This is a genomic window from Nafulsella turpanensis ZLM-10, assembly GCF_000346615.1.
GTDB classification, from domain to species: domain Bacteria; phylum Bacteroidota; class Bacteroidia; order Cytophagales; family Cyclobacteriaceae; genus Nafulsella; species Nafulsella turpanensis.
This window is the reverse complement of record NZ_ANNU01000012.1, coordinates 1-23,584: the sequence shown is the minus strand read 5'-3', so window position 1 is coordinate 23,584 and position 23,584 is coordinate 1. Positions and strand designations below refer to the sequence as shown.

Below are 23,584 nucleotides of genomic sequence, written 5' to 3'. Positions count from 1 at the left end.
AGTAACCGTATTTTTTTCATGGACCAGATGAAAATTACTTTGCCCGACGGGAGTGTAAGAGAATATCCAAAGGGAACAACTGGCTTTCAGATTGCCCAGAGCATTAGCGAGGGGCTTGCCAGAAATGTATTAGCAGCAAAAGTCGGTAATGAGGTGTGGGATGCTACCCGGCCTATTAACCAGGATACCTCCATACAGCTGCTCACCTGGAATGATACGGAAGGAAAGGCTACTTTCTGGCACTCTTCAGCCCACCTGTTGGCCGAGGCCCTGGAAGCTTTGTATCCCGGTGTTAAATTTGGTATAGGGCCTTCCATTGAAAGCGGCTTTTACTACGATGTGGACTTTGGCGACCGGGAATTTGGTGCTGAAGAACTGGAAAAGATCGAGCAGAAAATGCTGGAGCTGGCCAGGCAAAAGAATGAATACAGTCGTCGCGAAATCAGTAAAAAAGATGCCCTCCAATACTTTGAGGAGAAAGGCGACGAATATAAAATAGAATTGCTGCAGGACTTGGAGGATGGAAACATCACCTTCTATGAGCAGGGTGCTTTTACAGATCTTTGCCGTGGCCCCCATATCCCTCATACTGGTTTTATTAAATCGGTTAAGCTGTTGAATGTGGCAGGTGCCTACTGGAGAGGGAATGAAAAGAACAAGCAGCTAACCCGTATCTATGGTATTACTTTTCCTAAGCAAAAGGAGCTGACTGAATATCTGGAGATGTTGGAGGAGGCAAAAAAACGCGACCACCGGAAGCTGGGTAAGGAGCTTGAGCTCTTTACTTTTTCCGAAAAAGTGGGAATGGGCCTTCCTTTGTGGCTGCCAAAAGGTACCATGCTTCGGGAGCGGCTGGAGCAGTTCCTCAGGAAAGCACAGGCTAAAGCTGGGTACGATCCGGTGGTGACACCACATATTGGCCATAAAAACCTGTACATAACCAGCGGCCACTACGAAAAATATGGCGCAGATTCTTTTCAGCCGATAAAAACGCCGAACGAAGGAGAGGAGTTCTTTCTGAAGCCGATGAACTGTCCGCACCATTGCGAAATTTACAAGGCTAAGCCCCGTAGCTATAAAGAATTGCCGGTTCGCCTGGCAGAGTTTGGTACGGTATATCGCTACGAGCAGAGTGGAGAGTTACACGGTCTTACCCGCGTTAGAGGATTTACGCAGGACGATGCCCATATTTTTTGCCGCCCCGACCAGGTGAAGGAAGAGTTTATAAAAGTGATTGACCTGGTGCTGCATGTGTTTAACGCCCTGGGCTTCGATGACTATACCGCCCAGATTTCACTGCGCGATCCGGAGAACAAACAAAAATATATTGGCGGAGATGAGGCCTGGGAGCGTGCCGAAACAGCTATTATTGAAGCAGCCTCCGAAAAGGGTTTAAGAACAGTAACCGAACTGGGCGAAGCGGCCTTTTATGGTCCCAAGCTGGACTTTATGGTTAAGGATGCCCTCGGCCGGAAGTGGCAGTTGGGTACTATTCAGGTCGATTACCAGCTCCCGAATCGTTTTGAGCTGGAGTATACCGGGTCCGATAACCAGAAGCATCGCCCGGTAATGATTCACCGTGCGCCATTTGGTTCGCTGGAGCGCTTTGTGGCAGTGCTTATTGAGCACTGTGCCGGGAACTTCCCGCTGTGGCTTTCGCCGGAACAAATAGCCGTGCTGCCTATTTCGGAGAAATATGCTGATTATGCAAACCAGGTTTATCAGCAACTGCAGCAACAGGATATCCGCGGCTTTGTCGATAACCGTGATGAGAAAATTGGCCGGAAGATTCGCGATGCGGAAGTACGGAAGGTGCCTTATATGCTTATTGTAGGAGAGAAAGAGCAGGAAGAAGGAAAGGTGTCGGTCCGTAAACATGGCGAAGGGGACCAGGGAAGCCTTTCCGTGACTGATTTTGCTGCAGATTTTAAGCAAAAAGTGGAGGAAATGATGGGCTGATAGCCAGTATTTACTAAATTAGCAAAGCATATAGTTTAGAAAAAAATTATCTTTATATTTGCAACATTATTTGGGCTCAGCCATTTTATAACTTTAATAACATTGGTTTAACTTAAAAAGGAGGTAAAAATTAGAAGACCCAGCAGAAGTAACTTTAGAGGGCGCGTAGAAGAACCCTATAGAGTCAACGATAGAATACGAGTACCTGAGGTTAGAGTGGTTGGTGAGAATGTGGAAGTAGGAGTGTACCCTACCCGTAAAGCTTTGGAAATGGCCGAAGCACAGGGACTGGATTTGGTAGAAATTTCTCCCAAGGCCGATCCGCCTGTGTGTAAAATTATCGACTATTCGAAATTTAAGTACGAGCAAAAGAAGAAGCAAAAAGAGATTAAAGCCAAAGCTCAGAAAACTGTTATTAAAGAAATTCGTTTCGGCCCAAATACCGACGACCATGACTTTGAGTTTAAGCTAAATCACGCCAAGGGCTTCCTGAAAGATGGAGCAAAAGTGAAAGCTTACGTGCATTTTGTTGGGCGCACGATTGTCTTTAAAGAACGTGGCGAAATTCTGCTTCTGAAGTTTGCCCAGGCCCTCGAAGACCTGGCAAAGGTAGATCAGCTTCCAAAACTGGAAGGAAAGCGGATGACGGTGATGCTGTCACCTAAAAACGGCCCTAAAAAGTAGCAATTATTATTTTTCATAAACCCTGTAATAATGCCTAAAGTAAAAACCAAATCTGGAGCAAAGAAAAGGTTCAAGCTGACTGGTACCGGCAAAATTAAGCGTAAGCACGCTTTTAAGAGCCACATCCTTACAAAAAAGGAAACCAAGCAGAAGCGTAACCTTACTCACATGGGCCTTGTGCACAAGTCTGATGAAGGCCGTGTAAAAGACATGCTCAACATTTAATTCATTTAAGGTAATTTAAATTCACCGGATTTTTGGTTGCTTAAACGCACGCAAGATCTCATGGAGATGCCGAACGTCAAAAAGAAAAAACAATGCCAAGATCAGTAAACCATGTTGCCTCAAGGGCAAGAAGAAAAAAGGTTCTGAAAGCCGCCAAAGGATATTGGGGCCGTCGTAAGAACGTTTGGACCGTAGCGAAAAACGCTGTGGAGCGCGGTATGCAGTATGCTTATCGTGACCGTAAACAAAAGAAACGTGAGTACCGTAAATTGTGGATCCAGCGTATTAATGCAGGTGCACGCCTCAACGGAATGTCTTACTCCCAGTTTATGGGTAAAGTTAAGGATGCCAATATTACGCTTAACAGAAAAGTACTGGCCGACCTTGCCATGAACCACCCGGAAGCTTTTGCTGCGATTGCCGGCAAGCTTAAATAAATAAGAGATTATTTCGATGATCATATAGAAGCCTCGTCTGTTGCAGACGAGGCTTTTTTTATGCCGCATTTGTTACTTCTTCTATTTTTCATGATATTCAGCCTAATAATTTTTCTTTTGCCGAGATTTAATGCTCTTACACAGGCTGGTAAGTTTACATGACTTTTTCAGATTAACCACTATTCACTTCTATGTATGCTCAGGAAGATGTTTTTATTGTAGTAGGCTTATGTGGAGTGCTGGTGGTGCTTACCATTTTGATTCTTCTAAAGGTGAGAGGCATGTTCGCCCACTTTCTGCCTAATCCTCCCGTAGCCACTGGTGAGGAGTTGAAGCAGGCTTTTTCAATGGGTTTACCAGATGGCGAGACGGCAATTTCGTCTGAACTTGAAAAGCTCAATCAGCTGGTAGCGGAGCTAAAACAAACCCGTAAGGAGCTGGAGCAGCAAAAGGAAAAGCTGGAAGAAGCCTTACTTCTGGTAGAGAAAGATAATTTCCGAAAGACAGAAGAGCTCTGGGAGGCTCAGCAGTTACAATTATCTATGCTTCCCCGGCAAACTCCTTTTTACCCCGGCTATGAAATTGCCCTTTTCTCCAGGCCTGCCACGGAAGTAGGAGGTGATTATTACGACTACAGCTTTGAGGAGGCTGGAAAGAACCTCCATATAGTGCTGGGAGATGCTACCGGGCATGGTTATAAGCCCGGGATACTTGTTGCTACGGCCAAAAGCTATTTCCAGACACTCAGCGGAAAAAGTAAGGCCGAGGATATCCTGCAGAAAATATCGGAGGCAATTTTGAGCCTGAATGCCAGAGGACTTTATATGGGCTTGTCCCTATTAAAAATTGATGGAGACTTGATTGAGATGGTAAGTTCTGGTATGCCGCCGGTACTCTACTACCAATCAGAAGCACAGGGGGGAAAAGTACAGCAGCACAGTTTGAAAGGCATGTTTTTAAGCGTGGCAAAGAATCAAAAAGGAAACAGAAAGTATTTCAGGATGCACAGTGGAGATGTGCTGTTATTAATGACAGACGGACTTGCCGAAGCACAGAATAAAGAAGGAGAACTATATGGATTTGAGGCAGTAAAAAACACATTTGAGCTCCTGGCCCCCCTGGGAGCCGGTAAAATAATCCGTGGCTTGATGGAAGCAGGAGAAGGCTGGAGAGGGGAAAAAGGTTTTAGAGATGATGTAAGCCTGATCGTAATCAGGCGGAAGTAGGGGAGTGGGGGGAGCAGGATTCGAACCTGCGAAGTCGTAAGACAACGGATTTACAGTCCGTCCCAGTTGGCCGCTTTGGTATCCCCCCAAAGCTTGCTTCTTTGTCTTAAAGCGATTGCAAAACTATGCTTTTTCAATAAAGGAGCAAACCCATCATGCGAAAATTTAAGAATAAATTCTTAATGATTTAGGAGTCAGTTGTTTGTGTTTCCAGGGTCAGGAGCTGCGAATACCTTCTCCCCTCCAATCACTGTAAAGCGGACTTTTATATCCCGTAATTCCTCTTCGGGTGCCTCCATTATATCCTTTTCAAGCACTACAAAGTCTGCCAGCTTACCTGCTTCAATGCTGCCTTTTATATCTTCCTCAAAATTTGAATAAGCGGCCCAAATCGTCATTCCTCTAAGGGCATCTTCACGGCTTATTTTATTTTCGGGCTGGAAGCCACCTTCAGGAAAACCTTCGGCATCTTTACGGGCTACCGCGGAATGGAACCCATAAAGAGGGTTGATATGCTCCACCGGGAAGTCGCTCCCCAATGCAAGCATGCCTGTTGCCTCTAATAAATCCTGGTAGGTGTAGGCAGTCTTTACGCGCTCATCACCTAACCTATCTGCCGCCCAGTACATGTCCGAAGTGGCATGGGTAGGCTGTACGGATGGAATAATGTTGTACTCACCGAAGATATCCAAATCAACCGGAGCTACGACCTGGGCATGTTCAATGCGCCAGCGGCGGTCATTATCCTTTTCAAGCACCTTGCTGTAAATGTTCAGGAGTGTTCTGTTGGCCGAATCGCCGATGGCATGGGTATTCATCTGAAAATCGTTGGCATGAATCTCTTCTGCCAGCGCAGCATAGGCCTCAGGGGTACGAAGCAGGAATCCATAATTTTTCGGATCGTCGTGGTACGGCTCCAGCAGGTTGGCTCCGCGACTGCCAAGGGCACCATCACCATATACCTTAAAAGAAGTAACACTAAGATGGTCTGTTACATAGGGACCATTTTCAAAATAATATGCTTTGTTGGTTTCGCTTGGGTTGAGCATGGCATACACACGCATTTTAAGCGCTCCAGCCTTCTGCAGGGAGTCTATCAGGTCGACGGTGGCTTTCTCCAGTCCTGCATCGTCTACGGTAGTGAGGCCTACGGCAAAGGTGTTTTCCTGCGCCTGCAGGAGAGTCTGTATTTGCTGTTTTCGGTTAGGTTCAGGAATATGGTGGCTCACCAGGTCAATAGCGTTATCAACCAAAACACCGGTAGGCTTTCCGGCTTCCACTATTACTTTGCCGCCTAAAATGCTGGTGCCTGCATCAATACCAGCTAACTCCAGTGCCCTCTGGTTAACCAGTGCTGCATGCCCGTCGACCCGTGTCAGGAGAACAGGAGTTTCAGGATACAGCTCGTCCAGTTCTTTCCTGGTGGGGAAAGCTTTGTTGTCCCAGTCGTTCTGGTCCCAGCCCCGGCCAATGATCCAGGGTGACTCAGGATATTCTTCGCGATGGGCCTTCAGTCGTTCCAGCACCTCTGCAAAGGAGGTAGTGCCGGTAAGGTCGGCTTCCGTAAGGCCAAGGCCATAACGGTAAAAATGTGCATGTGCATCGATAAGGCCAGGGTAAACCGCAGCACCCTCCAGGTCGACAAGACTATCTGTCTCATAAAGTTCCAGTAGGGTATTAGCCTGTCCTACTTCCACAAAGCGGCCATCTTTTACAGCCAGTGCCTCTGCCCTGCTAAAGAGGCTGTCTACCGTATAGATTTTTGCATTGGTAATAATATAATCGACGGTTTCTTTATCGCTTCCGCAGCCACTAAGAATGCTGCTGCCAAGGAGAGTTCCTGCTAAAAGGCCGGAGAGAACATTTCTTTTCATTTTCAATTTTTACTTTTGATCAGGCTCCAAATTACAAAGGAATCATGAAAAAGACTGCATAAAGAAAAGGCTCTCTGGCTTGAACAGCGAACGGGAGCAGACGAACTTCATACTTACCACAGAAAGGTGAGCCTGCACTGCTAACACCTTAAACCTCAGTGCAGCCGCATGCGGAAAGCTAAGCTGCTGGTGCAGTTGCTGAACTGTAGTTAGCTGAAAAGTAAAAGTACGAAAAGGTGAGGTGGGGTAAGAGTTAGGAAGGAACGATTAGTTCTAATTGTGGATTCTGCTTGAAATTGGAAAACATTTCTTTCATCTTTCAAATCTTTTTTTCCATTCCAAAAAAAAAGCTGCCCATTTCTGGACAGCTTCAAGCTTCTGTAAAGGCCTTTACAGGCTCCTTTATCTCAGGAATGAATGATTAACAATACTCCTGGAAAACCTGTACAAGGTGGTTGGCAATCATATCTGCAGAGCGGCCTTCTATATGATGGCGTTCTACAAAATGCACCAGTTCACCATTTTTGAACAGGGCAATAGATGGAGAAGAAGGAGGATAAGGCATGGTATATTCCCTTGCCTTGGCAACGGCTTCTTTATCTACACCGGCAAATACGGTGGCGAGTTTACCAGGCTTCTTGGCACTGTTATTAACCGCCATTTTTACGCCAGGGCGTGCAGAGCCTGCTGCACAGCCACAAACAGAGTTAATTACTAAAAGAGTAGTACCCTGCTCTTCATTTAAGATATTTTCTACTTCCTCGGCAGACCTTAGTTCCTGAAAACCTACTGAGGTCAGATCGGTGCGCATAGGCGCTACTAATTCTTCTGGATACATATTTTTAAAGTACTAAATTGAAAATTTAATTTATTTAACCAGGAATCCAGAGCCAGAGATTGGGGTGAAATTACTCCGGAGCTCATGACTAAAGACTCATAATTATCTTATAAAAAGCCTAGCTCAAGCTTGGCGGCTTCGGACATCATATCCTGCGTATAAGGTGGATCAAAGGTCAGCTCGACTTTTACATCATTTACGCCTTCAATTTCCTTGATATTTCTTTCTACCTCTCCGGGAATTTGTTCTGCACTGGGGCAGGCCGGCGAAGTGAGCGTCATTAGTACATAAACATTATTAACAGGATACACGCTGATTTCATAGATCAGTCCCAGTTCATATACATCTACCGGAATCTCAGGATCATATACCCTTTTTATGGCGTTCAGCACCTTATCGCGAAGAGAATCCCCAGACTGTTCCTTATTTTCTTCTTCTGCCATAGTTGTATTGTTTTTTTAATAGGGTTTATTACTTATTTTTAAGTAATTACTTGGCAAGCCAGGCAATCCCTGATTTTATTATTTAATTTTGCAACTCTTTATAGGCCACGGCTGCATCGAGCTTCATTTTACTTACCATATTGGCAAAGCCATTGGACCGCTGAGAGCCAATAAACTGGCTCATACCAATTTCCGGGATAAAGTAAAGATCTGCCCTGGCAATATCTTCCATCTTCTGGCCCGATAATACCCTAATGAGCAAAGAAATAAGCCCTTTGGTAATGGCAGTATTGCTATCGGCCTTGTAAAAAAGAATATCACCTTCTCGTTCTGAAATGAGCCACACTTTACTTTGGCAGCCTTTTATCAGGTTTTCTTCCTTTTTATGCTCTTCAGGCAAATCGGGCAGCTGCTTGCTGAGGTCGAAAATATATTCGAGCTTGGCATGTTGATCCCCTTCAAAAAGGCTGAACTCTTCTATTATTTCGTCCTGTATTTCGTTTATGGAAGCCTTATTCATGCACTATCTCATCATTTTTACAATACCCTTCAAACCTTCGGCTAAGCGGTCAATTTCAGCCGTCGTGTTATAAACAGAGAAGGAAGCCCGAACTGTTCCTTCAATACCTAACATCCGCATCAGAGGCTGGGTACAGTGGTGGCCGGTTCTTACCGCAATACCTTTGGCATCGAGCATCATGCCTACATCAAAATGATGTACACCTTCTATCGCAAAGGAAACAACACTTACTTTCCTTTTGGCAGTACCAATAAAGCGTAGCCCGGGCACTTCTGAAAGCTTTTCTTTTGCATAGGAGAGGAGCTGCTCCTCATATTCGGCAATTTTTTTCCTGCCTAACATTTCAATAAATTCCACCCCATGTCGAAAAGCCACAATATCGGCAATATTTGGGGTGCCGGCTTCGAATTTATAGGGAATTACATTGTAGGTCGTTTTTTCGAAAGTAACCTCTTTAATCATTTCCCCACCGCCCTGGTAAGGTGGCATTGCTTCGAGCAAACTGCGTTTGCCATACACTATGCCCGTGCCGGTTGGCGCATACATTTTATGGCCGGAGAATACATAAAAGTCGCAATCCAACGCCTGTACATCCAGAGTGATGTGGGCACTGGCCTGGGCCCCGTCAATTACCACTACGGCACCTGCCTCATGACCTTTTTTAATTACTGCTTCAATAGGATTGATGGTGCCCAAAGCATTGGACGCATGGACAATAGAAATTAACTTTGTTTTATTCGTCAGGAGCTTTTCGAATTCCTCCAACCGAATATCTCCATTCCCATCTATCGGAATAACCTTTAGGGTAGCACCTTTTTCCTGGCAAAGCATTTGCCATGGAACAATATTGCTGTGATGCTCCAGTGCTGAAATTATAATTTCATCGCCCTGCTGAATGTTAGCCCGGCCCCAGGTTGCAGCAATTAGGTTAAGACCATCAGTAGTCCCCTTGGTAAAGATAATTTCTTCTTTTTCCGCAGCATTAATAAAGCGACGAATGCTTTCGCGTGTGGCTTCAAAGGCAGCCGTTGCCCGGTCGGCCAGCGTATGTACGCCCCGGTGTATATTCGCATTCATGCTGGTATAATAGTCATGAAGGGCGTCTAATACAGGCTTTGGCTTTTGCGTAGTGGCTGCATTATCGAAGTAAACCAGCGACTGCCCGTTTACCTCCTGATGCAACACAGGGAAGAGCTCCCTGATTTTGTCAATGTCCAGAGCCGGAGAGCCGGCTGTTCCTGAACTGGTGATGGTATGTTCGCTGGTATTATTATTCATTTTATATCTGGGTTTGAAGCTTATCTGAAAGGAATTTCAGGAAACGCGCCTTCAGAGGCTCAATACTTATCTGGTCAATAATATCGGCCGCAAAGGCATATAGTAACATGGCCCGGGCGCTTTCTTCGCTAATGCCTCGGGCACGAAGATAAAACACCTGCTCCTCATCAATCTGGCCTGTAGTGGCTCCGTGTGAACACTTTACATCATCGGCCCAAATCTCCAGCTGAGGCTTGGTATTGATAGTGGCATTGTCGGAAAGCAGAATGTTTTTGTTAGACTGGAAGGCATTGGTCTTCTGGGCTTCCTGCCTTACGAATATTTTACCATTGAAAACACCGGTGGAGGCATCATCCATAATGCCTTTATATAATTCGTTGCTCTGGCAGTGAGGTTTGCGGTGGTCAACGACCGTATGGTTATCTACATGCTGCTTTCCGTGCAGGAAGTAAAGCCCAAACATATTTGACTCAATATTCGAAGCATTCTGGGCAATGTTAAGGTTGTTTCGCACCAGTCCACCGCCAAGGGTAATGGTAGTGGCGGTAAAGCGGCTGTTTGCCTCTTGCTGTACCTGGGTAGTATTTACCTGCAGGCTATTATCCTGTTCAGTCTGTAGTTTGAAATAATCGACCTGTGCGTTTTCTTTAACATCAATGGTGGTTACAATATTGGTAAAGCTGCTTTGCTCCCCTACAGAATGGAATGCCTCTACAACGCTGATTTGAGCGCTTTTGCCAATCAGGAAAAGGTTTCGTGGCTGGCTGGTGGTCGTTCCCCTGCTGCTGTCGGAAATAAAATGAAGCACAATAGGCTGAGAAACCACTGCTTTGTCTGGCACATGTAAAAAGATGCCATGCTGCACAAAGGCCGTATTAAGGGCAAGGAAAGCATCGGTCGCCGGATTAGCCTCTTTACTGAGGGCGTTTGCCACCAGCTCTGGCTGCTCCTGATATGCCTCACTTAGCTCTTTAATAACCACTTCGGAATTATTGCTGATAAGGCTGCTCAGCTCCGGACGATACTGCCCGTTGATGAAAACCAGTTGATTGGCTTCAAGCTCATCAAAAAGGAACGGCTGAACACCGGCAGCATCCAGCGAAGAGGCCTGGGTGATAGCCTGCCCTGCAAGCTGCTTCTCCAATGCTTTGCCAATATTGCTATATTTATACTCTTCGTTTTTGGCATGCGGAAAACCAGTTTCCTCGAAAATACCCATGGCTTCTTTCCGCAACTGGTGCAGAGGGCCTTTTGCGCTGCCATTCAGGCTTTTTTCAAACTCCCTGTATTGGCTGATAAAACTGCTTTTAATATCGGTAGTAGTACTCATGGTACAATAGTCGTTGGCTGTAGTGAAAAAAATGGAAAAAGTTTATTAGGCCTTTATGTTATCGGCCTCTTCCTTAATCCAGTCATAGCCTCTTTCTTCCAGCTCAAGGGCCAGCTCTTTGGTGCCTGATTTAACGATGCGCCCTTTGTACAGTACGTGTACAAAATCCGGCACAATATAGTCGAGCAGACGCTGGTAGTGCGTAACCACAATGGTAGCATTATCTGGTCTTTTTAGCTTATTTACGCCATTGGCGACGATGCGAAGGGCATCAATATCCAGTCCGGAGTCGGTTTCATCCAGAATGGAAAGTGTTGGCTCCAGCATCGCCATCTGGAAAATTTCATTACGCTTCTTTTCACCGCCGGAAAAGCCTTCGTTCAGTGAACGGTTCAGGAGGGACTGGTCAATTTCCACCAGCTTCATCTTCTCTTTAACAATTTTAAGGAAAGAAACGGCATCGAGCGGAGCCTGTCCGCGGTATTCCCGCACCTGGTTAATGGCAGTTTTAAGGAAGTTGGTGGAGCTTACACCGGGAATTTCGATAGGATACTGGAAGGCGAGGAAAACGCCTTCACGGGCACGGTCTTCCGGTGCCAAATCCAGCAGGTCTTTTCCCTTAAAAGTGGCGGTTCCGCCAGTAACTTCATATTCTTCACGGCCGGCCAGAACAGAGGCAAGGGTACTTTTTCCGGAGCCGTTAGGACCCATAATGGCGTGCACTTCGCCAGCCTTTACTTCGAGGTTGATACCTTTCAGGATGGGTTCGCCGTTTATAGAAGCCTGTAAATTATTGATGCTTAACATATCGGGTGGTGCTTAAATAGCTTATGATAATTCTTATATAAATAATGGGGAAGCCCCTTTTACATGGCTGAACCATGCACTTTTAGATGGCATGGTTCAGCAATTAAAAATGATAATAAATGCTTAACCTACGCTTCCTTCAAGTGTCAATGCCAGTAACTTCTGGGCTTCTACCGCAAACTCCATCGGGAGCTGGTTTAAAACTTCCTTGCAGTAACCGTTTACAATCAGGGCTACGGCATCTTCTGTATTTATACCACGCTGGTTACAGTAGAAAATCTGGTCTTCGCCAATTTTAGAAGTGGTCGCTTCGTGCTCCACCTTACCCGTGCTGTTTTCAATTTCGATATAAGGGAATGTATGTGCGCCACATTTATCGCCCATAAGCAGGGAGTCACACTGAGAGAAGTTACGGGCACCTTCGGCACGTTTCATAATCTTCACCAGCCCACGATAGCTGTTCTGGCTCTTACCGGCAGATACACCCTTGGAAACAATCCGGCTGCGGGTGTTTTTTCCGATATGAATCATTTTGGTTCCGGTATCGGCCTGCTGGTAGTTGTTTGTTACCGCCACAGAGTAAAATTCACCAACAGAATTATCACCCTTCAGAATACAGCTGGGGTATTTCCAGGTAATGGCCGACCCTGTTTCTACCTGCGTCCAGCTGATTTTTGAATTATCGCCGGCGCAAATACCACGCTTGGTTACAAAGTTATAGATACCACCTCGGCCCTGCTTATCGCCAGGATACCAGTTTTGTACAGTAGAGTATTTTACTTCTGCATTCTTAGCGGCATAAATTTCTACTACCGCCGCGTGCATCTGGTTTTCGGCCCGCATTGGTGCGGTACAACCTTCCAGGTAGCTCACATAGGAACCTTCGTCGGCAATAATTAGCGTCCGCTCGAACTGCCCGGTGTTAGCGGCATTGATACGGAAGTAGGTCGACAATTCCATTGGGCAACGTACACCCTTAGGAATATAGCAGAATGAGCCGTCGCTGAAAACGGCTGAATTCAGGGTTGCATAAAAGTTATCGGTAATCGGCACAACCGAACCGAGGTATTTCTTTACCAGCTCAGGGTGTTCCTGTACCGCCTCGCTGAAGGAACAGAATATGATGCCAAGCTCGCCCAGCTTTTCTTTAAAGGTAGTGGCTACCGATACAGAGTCAATTACGGCATCGACGGCTACCCCTGTCAGGCGCTTTTGCTCTTCCAGCGAAATACCCAGCTTTTTAAAAGTATCGCGTAGCTCCGGATCTACCTCATCCAGGCTTTTTGGTTTTGCTTTTTGTTTTGGGGCCGAGTAATAGATGGCATCCTGGAAGTCAACTTCAGGATACTTTACATTGGGCCATTTTGGTTCAGTGAGCGTGAGCCAGTGGCGGTAGGCCTTCAGGCGCCACTCCAGTAACCACTCCGGCTCATTTTTCTTAGCAGAAATAAACCGAACTGTATCCTCATTCAGCCCCTTAGGAGCCGACTCCGCTTCGAACTTGCTTTCCCAACCATACTTGTATTCCGAGCTGGTTAGTTCATCAAGAATTTCGGTGTCTTTGCTCATATATATCTTGTTTGGATTAATTCTAAATAACCTTTCAAAGGTATAACATAATTTAAAAATATATGTTCCCTTTAAGTAATAAAATGATAATTACGCCTTTGGCAACTATTTGTGTAGTTTTAAAAGTGGGTTATCTCCCTGATTTACAATGCTTTCGTTTAATTTAGTAGATGTAAATATTCCACAAAAATAGCCCTTAAAGCCTTCCTTTCCAAACCCGGAGCAGCCTCGTTTTGGGCCAGCCTTCTTTTTTGCGCTTGTCGTGCTATAAATTACCGGGTGAAATTACTTTTATGTTTTTTAACAGCAGAGAACGGCCATCTTCTCTTAAGAGGCTGTTTAGGATCTGCTTGAAAGAGGAGTGCCCACAGGCTCTCAGTTATTTTAGTTTGCATGAGAAGGAAAGCAAACCTTTTAAGGAGGGCAAGCTTTTTTGTTAAAACAGAAGGGGGAAGAATTTTGTATTTGAAATATGGAGGCAAATAAAATTTTTATATTTTAAGGTCTGCAATCGGTAAAATTCATTTTTTCTCTTATTTTGCTACCTACTATTCATCTGCATGCATAATATTTAAATTCTGGATATGGAAAATTTTCCCTGGGTAAAAGAATACCCGCAAGGAGTCGCTTCTACGGTAGATTACAGCCAGTATTCTTCTCTGGTTGATATGCTCGATCAGGCCTTCAGGAAATATGCTGATCTGAAAGCCTTTGACAATATGGGTAAAACGTATACTTACAAAGAGATCGATGAAGCCTCCCGGGCTTTTGCCGCTTATCTCCAGAAAGGTATGGGATTGAAGAAAGGCGACCGAATTGCCATTCAAATGCCCAACTGCCTGCAGTACCCGGTAGCCATGTTTGGTGCTTTAAGAGCCGGATTAGTTGTTGTAAATACAAATCCGTTATATACACCCCGTGAAATGAAGCATCAGTTTAAAGATGCCGGGGTAAAGGCAGTGGTTATTATGAGTATGTTTGCTCACCACCTGGAAGAGGTGTTACCTGAAACTGATATTCAGCATGTGGTGGTGACTGATTTGGGCGATATGCTGGGTGGTTTAAAGGGCAGTCTGGTCAATTTTGTAGTGAAAAAAGTGAAGAAGATGGTGCCTGACTACAAGCTGCCAAAAGCCATTCCATTTAAAGAAGTACTCTCGAAAGGTAAAAAGTACATTTTCGATAAGCCTGAGATAAAACCGGAAGATTTGGCTTTTCTGCAATATACCGGCGGCACAACAGGGGTGGCCAAAGGGGCGATGCTGAGCCACAGGAATGTCGTTGCTCATACCCTCCAGATAACTGAATGGTTTAAACCATTGCTCGAAAAAGGAAAACAGGAAATTATGATTACGGCTATTCCGCTTTACCATATTTTCGCGCTTGCGGTAAATGGGATATTTATGACGCACATCGGTGCCCGTAATATACTGGTAACGAACCCGAGAGATATGAAGGCCTTCCTCAAGGATCTGAAGAAATTCCCCTTTACTCTTATAACCGGGGTAAATACCCTTTACAATGGGCTCCTCAACCAACCAGATTTTTCATCAGTAGATTTCAGTCATTTAAAAACGGCCATTGGTGGTGGCATGGCCGTACAAAAGGCTGTTGCTGAAAAATGGAAAAAAGTAACAGGTATTTCCCTGGTAGAAGGTTACGGGCTAAGCGAAACCTCCCCGGTGCTAAGTGTAAACCCGCTGGATGGGCGCGAAAACCAGGGAACGATTGGTTTGCCGGTGCCAAATACAGAAATGGCTATTTTCGATGAAGAGGGAAATAAGATGGGAGTAGGTGAGGTTGGCGAAATTTGCGCCCGTGGCCCACAGGTGATGCAGGGCTACTGGAATCGTCCCGAAGATTCTGAAAATGCATTCTTTCATAAAGAGTGGTTCCGGACCGGCGATATGGGCATTATGCAGGCCGACGGTTACTTTAAAATTGTGGACCGCAAGAAAGATATGATAAATGTTTCGGGCTTTAATGTGTACCCGAATGAGATTGAAGATATTATTGCCATGCACCCGAAAGTGCTTGAAATTGCTGCTATCGGAATACCTGACGAACGGTCAAGTGAGGTGGTGAAAGCATGTGTGGTAAAGAAAGATCCGAGCCTAACGAAGGATGAATTAATCGCCTACTGCCGCGAAAACATGACTGCCTACAAGGTACCGAAAGTGGTGGAATTTAGGGAAGAACTGCCGAAATCCAATGTTGGTAAAATTCTGCGCAGGCTCCTGCGTGAAGAAGGGGAACAAAAGACTATGTAAAAGAGCAAATAGTAGTTTTATTAGAGCCGGTTTCCGATGGGAATCCGGCTTTTTTTATTGCTAATGCCGGAAAGTTCCTTTCGCTGCAGGCTATTTTCACTGCTCCTTCACCCTAATGGGGCCACAGGTTAGTTTGTTTCCACTTCCCTGATGGAATGCATTGAAAGGAGTAATTATTGAAGCTTAAAAACAATTCGATGGACAGTAGGTTAAAAAGGTAAAACTAAAACCCCCAAACGCCCTATGAATGATACTAATTTAAGACTAATGTCTATAGAAAAGCTCAAGGAAAAAATCGAAGACATTGAAATATGTATGTTTTCTACTGTTGAGCCTGATGGCCGAATTCTTAGCCGCCCCATGTCTACCCGCAAGATGGATCCAGATGGTACTTTGTGGTTTTTTACCAATGAGCTTTCAGAAAAAGTGGATGAGCTGGAGATGTATGAGAATGTAAATTTGGCCTATGCCAATGTAAATAAGCAGTCGTATGTTTCAATTTCCGGAAGCGCCGAAATTGTAAAAGACCGAATGGTGATAGATAAGCTTTGGAGCCCTATTTTAAAAGCCTGGTTCCCGCGTGGGCTTGAAGATCCTAACCTGGCCCTGATAAAAGTAATTCCTCATTCTGCTGAATACTGGAATGCCTCTTCCAGTAAAATGGAGCAAATGCTGAATGTGGCAAAGGCAATCATGAAAGGAAAGCAGTATGAAACCGGAGAGCATGGGCAGATAAATTTGCGATAGGCACCCTCTTGAAGGAGCGCTTTTAAGAAGATTTATTAGTTGAACCTTTCTTTTATTAAAAGCAAAAAAATCAGGCGTAAAAGCCTTTGCAGAGCAACCCGTAAAAAGGGCTGCTCTTTTTTTATTCAACAAGGCAAATAAAAACCGGCTGAGGTCCGGCAAAAGGAAGGGTATCATTTTATGATATATCATGAACGGTAGGATAGGAAACAGGAAAAAATTAAAATGAATGGCCTTTGCTTTCCTCCTGATTTACAGCGGTTAATCATTGGTTTAGTTGGTTTAGTGGACATTATTGATAAAATATTAGGAACAATTTAGAAACTCGTTAATTATTAAAGTGAGCGATTATTTTTTAACCCAAAATTTATTTACAATGAAAAAGCTACACTTATTAGCAGGTGCTTTATTGCTGCCCTTTTTTGTATCTGCCCAAGCAGTGTCCACTATCGACCAGGATGGAGAAGGTCATGAAGGGCTTATCGAGCAAAATGGTGCCAGCGAGGCACTGATTGAACAAATTGGTTCGTCTTCCTATGCTGTTATCAGCCAGATTGGGGCTGATAGCTATGGTGAGATCAACCAAAATGGAACTGGCCATGAAGGCAACACCTACCAGGAAGGGGACGGTCACATTTCATTTACAAAGCAGTTTGGTGTGGAACAACTAGCTAATGTTGACCAGACAGGCTACAATCAGACGGCCTTTCAGTACCAGTTAGGTAAAGGAAACGATGCCTTTATCCGCCAGAGAGGCCACGATAACTTTGTGGACCAACAGCAGGATGGTACTTACAACAACGTACATGCCCGCCAGGATGGAAGAACCAACAATAGCAGTATTTTACAGGAGCAGTATGGTATGTATAATGGCATGACCGTTAACCAGTGGGGTAGTGGTTACCTGGCTGTTCAGTACCAGGATGGTACAGACAATGCCATGGTAATTAGCCAGGCCAGAGGTATGGACAACCAGGCCGAGCAAAGCCAGTGGGGCAATGATAACTATGCCAAAGCTGTACAGCACTATGATTACAATGAATCTTACCAGGTGCAGGATGGCGTTGCCCTTCTTTCAGATGTTTTCCAGAGTGGTGTAGGAAACTACTCCTGGACCGAGCAGTATGGAGAAGGTAATGAGGCCTGGGTAGAGCAGTATGGTACAGATAACGAAGCCTACATTTACCAGTATGGTACCAACGACCTTGCCTATATCTACCAGAATGGTTATGGCAATAAAGCTACGGTAATTCAGCATTAAAATTAATTAGGGCCGGAACAACTATTTATACGGCTTAGCACAAAAAAAAGCAGCGGCCTCTCATTGAGAAGTCGCTGCTTTTTTTGCATTTATCCTTACTATTTGTAATCGCCGAAAGAGCCGGCAGGCCCGGGGAAAACAACCGGGCTTTCATAGCCGTCTTTCGAAACACTGGATACACCAAAGAAGTAATTATCAATAATTACATTCTCCAGTGTGTGTTCGCTTACATCCCCGACATACACGCTATTGGTCCATACCGGAGAAGTGGTTAAGCGCCAGTAAATTTTATAGCCGGCAATATCCTTATTCTTTTCCGGTGATACTTTCTCCCATTTAAGGGTAGTACTGGGCGACACGGCTCCCTCTATGGTAACATTTTGCGGTGGGGCAGGGGCCTTGGCAATAGCGGCCATGGTTACTGCATTGAGTGCCGTCATTTTAGCGGCATAGGGGAAGTTTACCCCTTCAATTACATCGCCATATTCAATACCGTTTTCGGTCCTTAAATCCTGGTGCTGCCGGTTGTAGTTTTCATAAGCTTCCATTACTCTTACACCCGGGAAACCTGCTTCATTAAATGGCCGGTGATGCCCGCCACGGCCAAAGCGGTCCAGACGGTATATCATCATCACATCCAGACTAGGGAAGTACTGGTGGGCCATCACATCAATGTAGCGGGCAAGGTTCCGCGAAGGAGAATCAACCTCTCCGCCGGTATAGCGGCGAATTCTCGCCTCCCGTTCTGTTTCCACGGCGCGCGTACCTTCCGAAAAAACCCTGGCTACCGTATTGTTTATGACCCCGTTAATTCCTTCTATATTGCCAATCATATCATTATTGAGAACGCCTTCCACGCGCCAGTCATGAGCCTTCGCATACTTTGCCAGCTCTTCTCCTCCAAATAAACCTTGTTCTTCTCCGGAAAGGGCGGCATATACGATGCTCCCGTCGAACTGGTGTTTACTTAGAACACGGGCAGCCTCTAACGCACCGGCTACACCAGTGGCATTATCGTTTGCGCCGGGCGAATCTGAGGTATAGTCCATTACATCGGAAACCCTGGAATCAATATCGCCGGTCATCATGATTACCCGCTTTGGGTCAGTCTTGCCCCGTTGTACGGCCACTACGCTTACTACCTCCACAGGTTTTGGAATACGATTCTCTCCATCCACCATATGGCGAACATAAAACACCTCCAGGCAATCGCCGCATTCTTTAGAAATCTTCTCAAATTCCTGCTTAATCCAGCGGCGGGCTGCGCCAATCCCTCTGGTATCGGAAAGCGTGTCAGATAAAGTATGGCGGGTACCAAAACTTACCAGCTTCCGGATATCCTGTTCAATTCTTTCGGGGGAGGTGCTGTTTGCAATTTCCTGTAAAAATGGCTGCCAGTCCGGGGTGGCTGTATGATTTTGAGGTGTCTGAGCTGGTAGGGCCAGGGGAATGCTCAGCATACAGGCGAGCAGGGGAGAGAACAAATGTTTACTTTTCATCTTAAAAATTAAATTCTGATTAATGACTAATTTTAGACGGAATAAATGTCGGAACTTTAAATTTAAAGAATTTTACTGAAAGCGAAAGAAGAAAGGGTCGAAGTAGAATGAAAGCAGCCAGAGACCCGTGATTGCCGCTGGCTGCTTAGAAGGATGGAAAGCATGTGTTCAGCCGAAAAAAGGATATTGGACTGAACATTTAAAAGACACCACTTTTCCTGAAATGGTTGGAAATAAAAAAAGTCAGCCCATATGGACTGACTTTCCTGTTTAAAAGGTTGAGGATTTTTTCAGAAACGAAAACTACAATTCGCCATCTTCAGCTCTTTCCTTCAGTTCTTCATTGGCAAAAATGGCCACTTCTACCCGTCGGTTTTGAGCGCGTCCTGCTTCGCTTTCATTTTCAGCCACAGGTTGCTCCTCACCATAACCTCGGGTACGAATACGGTCAGGGTCTACGCCAAGACTGATTGCATATTCTGAAACAGCATTGGCTCTTTGTTCAGATAAGCGCTGGTTATAAGCATCTTTACCAACATTATCGGTATGGCCTTCCACCAGGATGTTGGTGTCTTCGTACTTCTTCAGTGTTTCTGCCATGTTGCGGATATTTTCTTTCGCTTCGGGAGTAAGGTTATAAGAGTCGAAACCAAAGAGGATACCGCTATCGAAAGTAACCTTAATACCTTCGCCTACTCTTTCTACCGTAGCGCCTTCAAGCTCTTCATCTAACTCCCGGGCCTGCTTGTCCATATACACCCCAATAGCTGTACCCGCTGCACCACCAATAACAGCACCCAATATGGCACCTTTAGCAGTGTTTCCGGCTAATGCACCAATGCCGGCACCTACCGCAGCGCCACCGGCACCACCTGCAGCGGCACCTTTGGCCGTATTGCTCCAGGATTTACATGATACCATTACACTGGCACATAATAATAGAATTATTGAAAATTTTAATGCTTTCATAAAATTAAAAGTTGGTTCTAAAAAGGGTTTTACAAAAACTTTACCAAAAATGAATGAGCTATTATACGGGCGGAAAAAAAATTGGTTTTTAACCTGTTTTGTCCCTAATGACTAAATGCTCTGCCTGCTTTTTTTACTTGGAAACGAAAAATAATTTATATAATGGGTTCATTAAAAATAAATTATAAGCTTTTAGTTTTTTGCCCTAACTATTAGAATACTGGTGGTTAATGGGTTATGGTGTTTTATGCCGAACATCGGAGTTTACCGGAAGGAAACGATAATTGGTACCGGGCAGGGATAGAGAACCATCGGCTCAGAAAAATGTTTTTCAGGAGAGTGTTTACCTGGCATATTGAAGCCTCCTAAGAAGCGGTCTTTTAATTAACATTGCCTGTCGTGAAGAAAAATTGTATTCTATGAGTAACCATAAACAAGCAATACAGACGGCCATTGTAGCATTTGGTCTTTCCGGTAAAGCCTTTCATGCCCCTTTTATTGCAGCAAATCCTACATTTAGGTTGAGGAAAGTGGTGGAACGCCATCGGGAAGATTCGGCCAGTATATACCCGGAGGTGGCTGTTTGCCGCTCGCTTAATGCTGTTTTAGAAGATGCCGCAATTGAGCTTGTGGTTATTACCACCCCTAACACGTTTCATTATTCCATGGCCAGGCAGGCATTGGAAGCCGGTAAGCATGTGGTGCTGGAAAAGCCTTTTACCGTAACGCTGGAGGAGGCCCAAGGGCTTATTCAACTTGCGAAGGAACAGCAGAAAATGCTCACTGTTTTTCATAACCGTCGCTGGGATGGTGATTTTTTAACAGTTAAACAACTGCTTGATAAAAAAATGATAGGTAAACCGGTAGAGTTTGAATCGAATTTCCACAGGTTTCGGCCCAGAATAAAGGACAACTGGAGAGAAGAAGAAGAGGCAGGTAGTGGTATTTTATATGATTTGGGTCCTCATCTTATCGACCAGGCGCTGTGCCTGTTTGGTACACCAAAAGCTGTTTTTGCGGATGTGCGACAGCAACGGCCGGAGGCAAAAACAGCCGATTCATTTGAGCTTCTGCTGGATTACGAACACCTGAAAGTAAAGCTGAATGCAGGCACACTTGTTCGGATCGCCTGGCCCAGATTTACGGTAAACGGAACGGCTGGCGGTTTTATTAAATGGGGACTGGATCCGCAGGAAGCTGCTCTGCGAGCTGGGCTAAAACCTGTTGGATCGGATTGGGGAAGGGAGGAAGAAAGGAATTGGGGCACTCTCCATACCCATTTGAATGGATTGGACTTTAAAGGAAAAATAGAAACCTTCGCAGGAAATTATGGGGCCTTCTACCAAAATGTGTATGAGCATATCCGCAAAGAGGAACCCCTGGTGGTAAAACCTGTACAGGCTCTGGAAGTAATGAAACTGCTGGAACTGGCTACTAGAAGCGCCGCCGAGGGCAAAAAACTTTCTGTAGAGGAGTAGGGAGCCAAAATCAATTTCTTTCTATACTTTATAGTAAAAAAGCCCGCCAGAAGCGGGCTTTAAACCAAAAGGAGGGGCAATTTTAATTGCCTTCCAGAATTTCAAATAATTCGTCCAGCTTAGGAGTAAGGATAATTTCTGTCCGGCGGTTTTTTGCCCTGCCCTCAGCTGTTTCGTTTGTGGTGAGGGGCAAATGTTCTCCTCTGCCTGCGGCTGTAACTCTGTCAGGAGCCACTCCTGCATCAGTGAGGATATCCACAATAGAGGTAGCGCGCAATACACTTAAATCCCAGTTATTTTTCATGTACTGGGAAGTACGGCCCAGGGGTACATTATCCGTATGGCCCTCTACTAAAATTTGGATCTCGGGGCTTTCCTTCAGAACACCAGCAAGTTGCTTGAGCGCATTTACTCCTTTAGGGTCAACGGCAATACTGCCAGATTTAAAAAGAAGTTGCTCCGCCAGCGATACATATACTTTACCATTTTTCACCTGTACAGTCAGGTCATTTTCCTTAAAGTTCAGAAGTGCATCGCTCACCCTCTTCTTAAGCTGCGCAACTGCTTTTTCTTTCTCCTCAAGAATTTGTTCCAGCTCCCGAACTCTTTTTTCCCTTTCCTGCAGGTTCAGACTTAATTCCTGGTTTTGCTGTCTGGCTAACTCCAGTTCTTCGCGGGCACTCAGCAGTCGTTGCTGCTGCTCTGCCAGGTCTTTGTTTAGTTTTCCGCTGCTGTTAACCAGGTTATTATAATATTCTTCCAGTTCTATATAAGCCTGGGTTTTGGCGTTTAAGTTCTCTGTACTGGCCCTAAGCTCCTGGCGGATAGAGTCTGCTTCGTCTTTTGTGTTTTTTAGAGCGGTTTCCAGTCGTTCAATGGTGCTTTCGGCTACTGCCAGTGCTTCTTCAGATTCGTGTTTCTGCGCTTCCAGCCTTACTTTTTCAGAAAGTAACTGGTCATATTTTTTTTGCGACACACAGGCACTGCCGGAGGCAAGTAAGAAAAGGCCGAGACTAAGCCCGGTGAAATTTTTTAAAGTCATAAAAGAGAAGGATTCTTTAATTTTCCTCTAAAATAGGAAAAATGTTGAGGCTTGTACAGGGTGTGTAAGGATTAGGAAAGAATTATTTTTATATTAGTTGCTCGGCATGCATAATAGTTTAAAGAACCTATATTTTTCAATTTATCATCATGACACACACAGAGGGAATGCTTCGCGAAGGAAGCTTTAAAGGCAAAAATATTATTGTTACCGGGGGTGGCACTGGTCTTGGTCGTTCCATGAGCAAATACCTCTTAGAGCTGGGTGCACAGGTAATTATTACCAGCCGTAAGCTCGATGTGCTGAAAGAAACGGCAAAAGAACTTGAGTCTGAAACCGGAGGAAAAGTTTTGCCACTTTCCTGCGATGTTCGTGAATATGACCAGATTGAGCAGGTAATAAAAGAGACCGAGAATACATTCGGGCCAGTTCATGGCCTATTGAATAATGCAGCAGGTAATTTTATCAGTCCTACTGAACGACTCTCGCACAGGGCTTTTAATATTGTGCTCGATATTGTACTGAAAGGAACCTCCCAGTTTACCCTGGCAATGGGTAAACGGTGGATTGAGCAAAAGCAGCCGGGTACTATTCTTAATATTGTTACCACCTATGCCTGGACCGGTTCGGGCTATGTTGTGCCGAGTGCCTGTGCCAAAGCAGGTGTTTTAGCCCTTACCCGCTCACTGGCGGTGGAGTGGGCAAAATATGGCATCAGAAGCAATGCCATTGCCCCGGGACCATTCCCGACAGAAGGAGCCTGGAGTCGGCTGCTGCCAGGTGAGCTGGCAGAGAAGTTCGACCTCGCTAAAAGAGTGCCGCTTAAAAGGGTAGGAGAGCACCAGGAGCTGGCGAACCTGGCAGCTTACTTACTATCAGATTTTTCAGCCTATGTTAATGGCGAAGTGGTTACCATTGATGGAGGGGAGTGGCTTAAAGGAGCAGGAGAGTTTAATATGCTCGAAATGGTGACGCCGGAAATGTGGGATATGTTTGAGAACATGCGGGGGAAATAATAGAGGTTTTTCCTAATGGAAGAAGCAGAAAGAGGCTAACTGTTAAGGCAGGAGTGGTCGGAAGATTTTTTCTTCCGACCTTTTTATTTTTAGTGGTAACAATTCATTCCAT

At 45.1% G+C, this 23,584-nt stretch carries 21 protein-coding genes and 1 tRNA gene; 10 read left to right on the top strand and 12 right to left on the bottom strand.

All coding sequences use genetic code 11. From position 1 onward, the window contains the following. Positions 1-18 precede the first annotated feature (18 nt). From thrS to F752_RS0105860, 5 genes are all read left to right on the top strand, one after another. The gene (thrS, locus tag F752_RS0105880) at positions 19-1,959 is read left to right on the top strand and encodes a threonine--tRNA ligase (protein ID WP_017730806.1); all 1,941 of its coding nucleotides are present in this window, start codon (positions 19-21) and stop codon (positions 1,957-1,959) included. Positions 1,960-2,088: 129 nt separating this feature from the next. Then, on the top strand, positions 2,089-2,643 hold the full coding sequence (gene infC / locus F752_RS0105875) for a translation initiation factor IF-3 (protein ID WP_081604520.1): 555 nt from the start codon (positions 2,089-2,091) through the stop codon (positions 2,641-2,643). Between the two features lie 30 nt (positions 2,644-2,673). Beyond that, positions 2,674-2,868: a 50S ribosomal protein L35 gene (gene rpmI / locus F752_RS0105870; RefSeq protein ID WP_017730804.1), complete on the top strand. Its 195-nt coding sequence runs from the start codon at positions 2,674-2,676 to the stop codon at positions 2,866-2,868. Positions 2,869-2,960: 92 nt separating this feature from the next. Further along, entirely contained in the window at positions 2,961-3,305 is a 345-nt protein-coding gene (gene rplT / locus F752_RS0105865) for a 50S ribosomal protein L20 (RefSeq protein WP_017730803.1), read from the top strand. 191 nt (positions 3,306-3,496) lie between these two features. Then, positions 3,497-4,531: a PP2C family protein-serine/threonine phosphatase gene (locus F752_RS0105860; protein ID WP_017730802.1), complete on the top strand. Its 1,035-nt coding sequence runs from the start codon at positions 3,497-3,499 to the stop codon at positions 4,529-4,531. Positions 4,532-4,536: 5 nt separating this feature from the next. Here the strand turns inward: F752_RS0105860 and F752_RS0105855 are convergent. The 9 genes from F752_RS0105855 to sufB form a co-directional block, all read right to left on the bottom strand. Beyond that, positions 4,537-4,619, bottom strand: a tRNA-Tyr gene (locus tag F752_RS0105855). 106 nt (positions 4,620-4,725) lie between these two features. Next, positions 4,726-6,405 (bottom strand): amidohydrolase, encoded by a 1,680-nt coding sequence (locus tag F752_RS0105850; RefSeq protein ID WP_017730801.1) that lies wholly within the window; start codon positions 6,403-6,405, stop codon positions 4,726-4,728. Between the two features lie 421 nt (positions 6,406-6,826). Next, entirely contained in the window at positions 6,827-7,243 is a 417-nt protein-coding gene (locus tag F752_RS0105840; RefSeq protein WP_017730799.1) for a BrxA/BrxB family bacilliredoxin, read from the bottom strand. A gap of 107 nt (positions 7,244-7,350) precedes the next feature. Continuing rightward, on the bottom strand, positions 7,351-7,686 hold the full coding sequence (locus F752_RS0105835; RefSeq protein ID WP_017730798.1) for a DUF59 domain-containing protein: 336 nt from the start codon (positions 7,684-7,686) through the stop codon (positions 7,351-7,353). An 82-nt stretch (positions 7,687-7,768) separates the two neighbouring features. Next, positions 7,769-8,206: a SufE family protein gene (locus F752_RS0105830; protein ID WP_017730797.1), complete on the bottom strand. Its 438-nt coding sequence runs from the start codon at positions 8,204-8,206 to the stop codon at positions 7,769-7,771. Between the two features lie 3 nt (positions 8,207-8,209). Further along, positions 8,210-9,484, bottom strand: coding sequence for a SufS family cysteine desulfurase (locus F752_RS0105825; protein ID WP_017730796.1), 1,275 nt, complete (start codon positions 9,482-9,484; stop codon positions 8,210-8,212). 1 nt (position 9,485) lies between these two features. Further along, positions 9,486-10,814: a Fe-S cluster assembly protein SufD gene (gene sufD / locus F752_RS0105820; protein ID WP_017730795.1), complete on the bottom strand. Its 1,329-nt coding sequence runs from the start codon at positions 10,812-10,814 to the stop codon at positions 9,486-9,488. Between the two features lie 45 nt (positions 10,815-10,859). Next, positions 10,860-11,621, bottom strand: coding sequence for a Fe-S cluster assembly ATPase SufC (gene sufC, locus F752_RS0105815; protein WP_017730794.1), 762 nt, complete (start codon positions 11,619-11,621; stop codon positions 10,860-10,862). A 123-nt stretch (positions 11,622-11,744) separates the two neighbouring features. After that, positions 11,745-13,190, bottom strand: coding sequence for a Fe-S cluster assembly protein SufB (sufB, locus tag F752_RS0105810; RefSeq protein ID WP_017730793.1), 1,446 nt, complete (start codon positions 13,188-13,190; stop codon positions 11,745-11,747). A gap of 584 nt (positions 13,191-13,774) precedes the next feature. Between sufB and F752_RS0105800 the strand changes: the two genes are divergently transcribed. The 3 genes from F752_RS0105800 to F752_RS0105790 all read left to right on the top strand — a co-directional run bounded on the left by F752_RS0105800 (position 13,775) and on the right by F752_RS0105790 (position 17,468). Then, complete coding sequence (locus F752_RS0105800; protein WP_017730791.1) at positions 13,775-15,460, top strand: long-chain-fatty-acid--CoA ligase; 1,686 nt, start codon at positions 13,775-13,777, stop codon at positions 15,458-15,460. A gap of 267 nt (positions 15,461-15,727) precedes the next feature. Beyond that, entirely contained in the window at positions 15,728-16,207 is a 480-nt protein-coding gene (locus F752_RS0105795) for a pyridoxamine 5'-phosphate oxidase family protein (protein WP_017730790.1), read from the top strand. A gap of 376 nt (positions 16,208-16,583) precedes the next feature. Continuing rightward, the gene (locus tag F752_RS0105790) at positions 16,584-17,468 is read left to right on the top strand and encodes a hypothetical protein (protein WP_152425048.1); all 885 of its coding nucleotides are present in this window, start codon (positions 16,584-16,586) and stop codon (positions 17,466-17,468) included. Positions 17,469-17,566: 98 nt separating this feature from the next. On the opposite strand, the gene F752_RS0105785 is transcribed toward F752_RS0105790, so the two are convergent. Further along, entirely contained in the window at positions 17,567-18,967 is a 1,401-nt protein-coding gene (locus F752_RS0105785; RefSeq protein WP_026135548.1) for a M28 family metallopeptidase, read from the bottom strand. Between the two features lie 303 nt (positions 18,968-19,270). Next, positions 19,271-19,936 (bottom strand): OmpA family protein, encoded by a 666-nt coding sequence (locus tag F752_RS0105780; protein WP_017730787.1) that lies wholly within the window; start codon positions 19,934-19,936, stop codon positions 19,271-19,273. Positions 19,937-20,355: 419 nt separating this feature from the next. Between F752_RS0105780 and F752_RS0105775 the strand changes: the two genes are divergently transcribed. Further along, the gene (locus F752_RS0105775) at positions 20,356-21,414 is read left to right on the top strand and encodes an oxidoreductase (RefSeq protein ID WP_017730785.1); all 1,059 of its coding nucleotides are present in this window, start codon (positions 20,356-20,358) and stop codon (positions 21,412-21,414) included. Between the two features lie 82 nt (positions 21,415-21,496). Here the strand turns inward: F752_RS0105775 and F752_RS0105770 are convergent, their stop codons facing one another. Further along, the gene (locus F752_RS0105770) at positions 21,497-22,456 is read right to left on the bottom strand and encodes an OmpA family protein (RefSeq protein WP_017730784.1); all 960 of its coding nucleotides are present in this window, start codon (positions 22,454-22,456) and stop codon (positions 21,497-21,499) included. 149 nt (positions 22,457-22,605) lie between these two features. On the opposite strand from F752_RS0105770, the gene F752_RS0105765 reads away from it, so the two are divergent. Further along, positions 22,606-23,472 (top strand): SDR family oxidoreductase, encoded by an 867-nt coding sequence (locus F752_RS0105765; RefSeq protein WP_017730783.1) that lies wholly within the window; start codon positions 22,606-22,608, stop codon positions 23,470-23,472. Positions 23,473-23,584 lie beyond the last annotated feature (112 nt).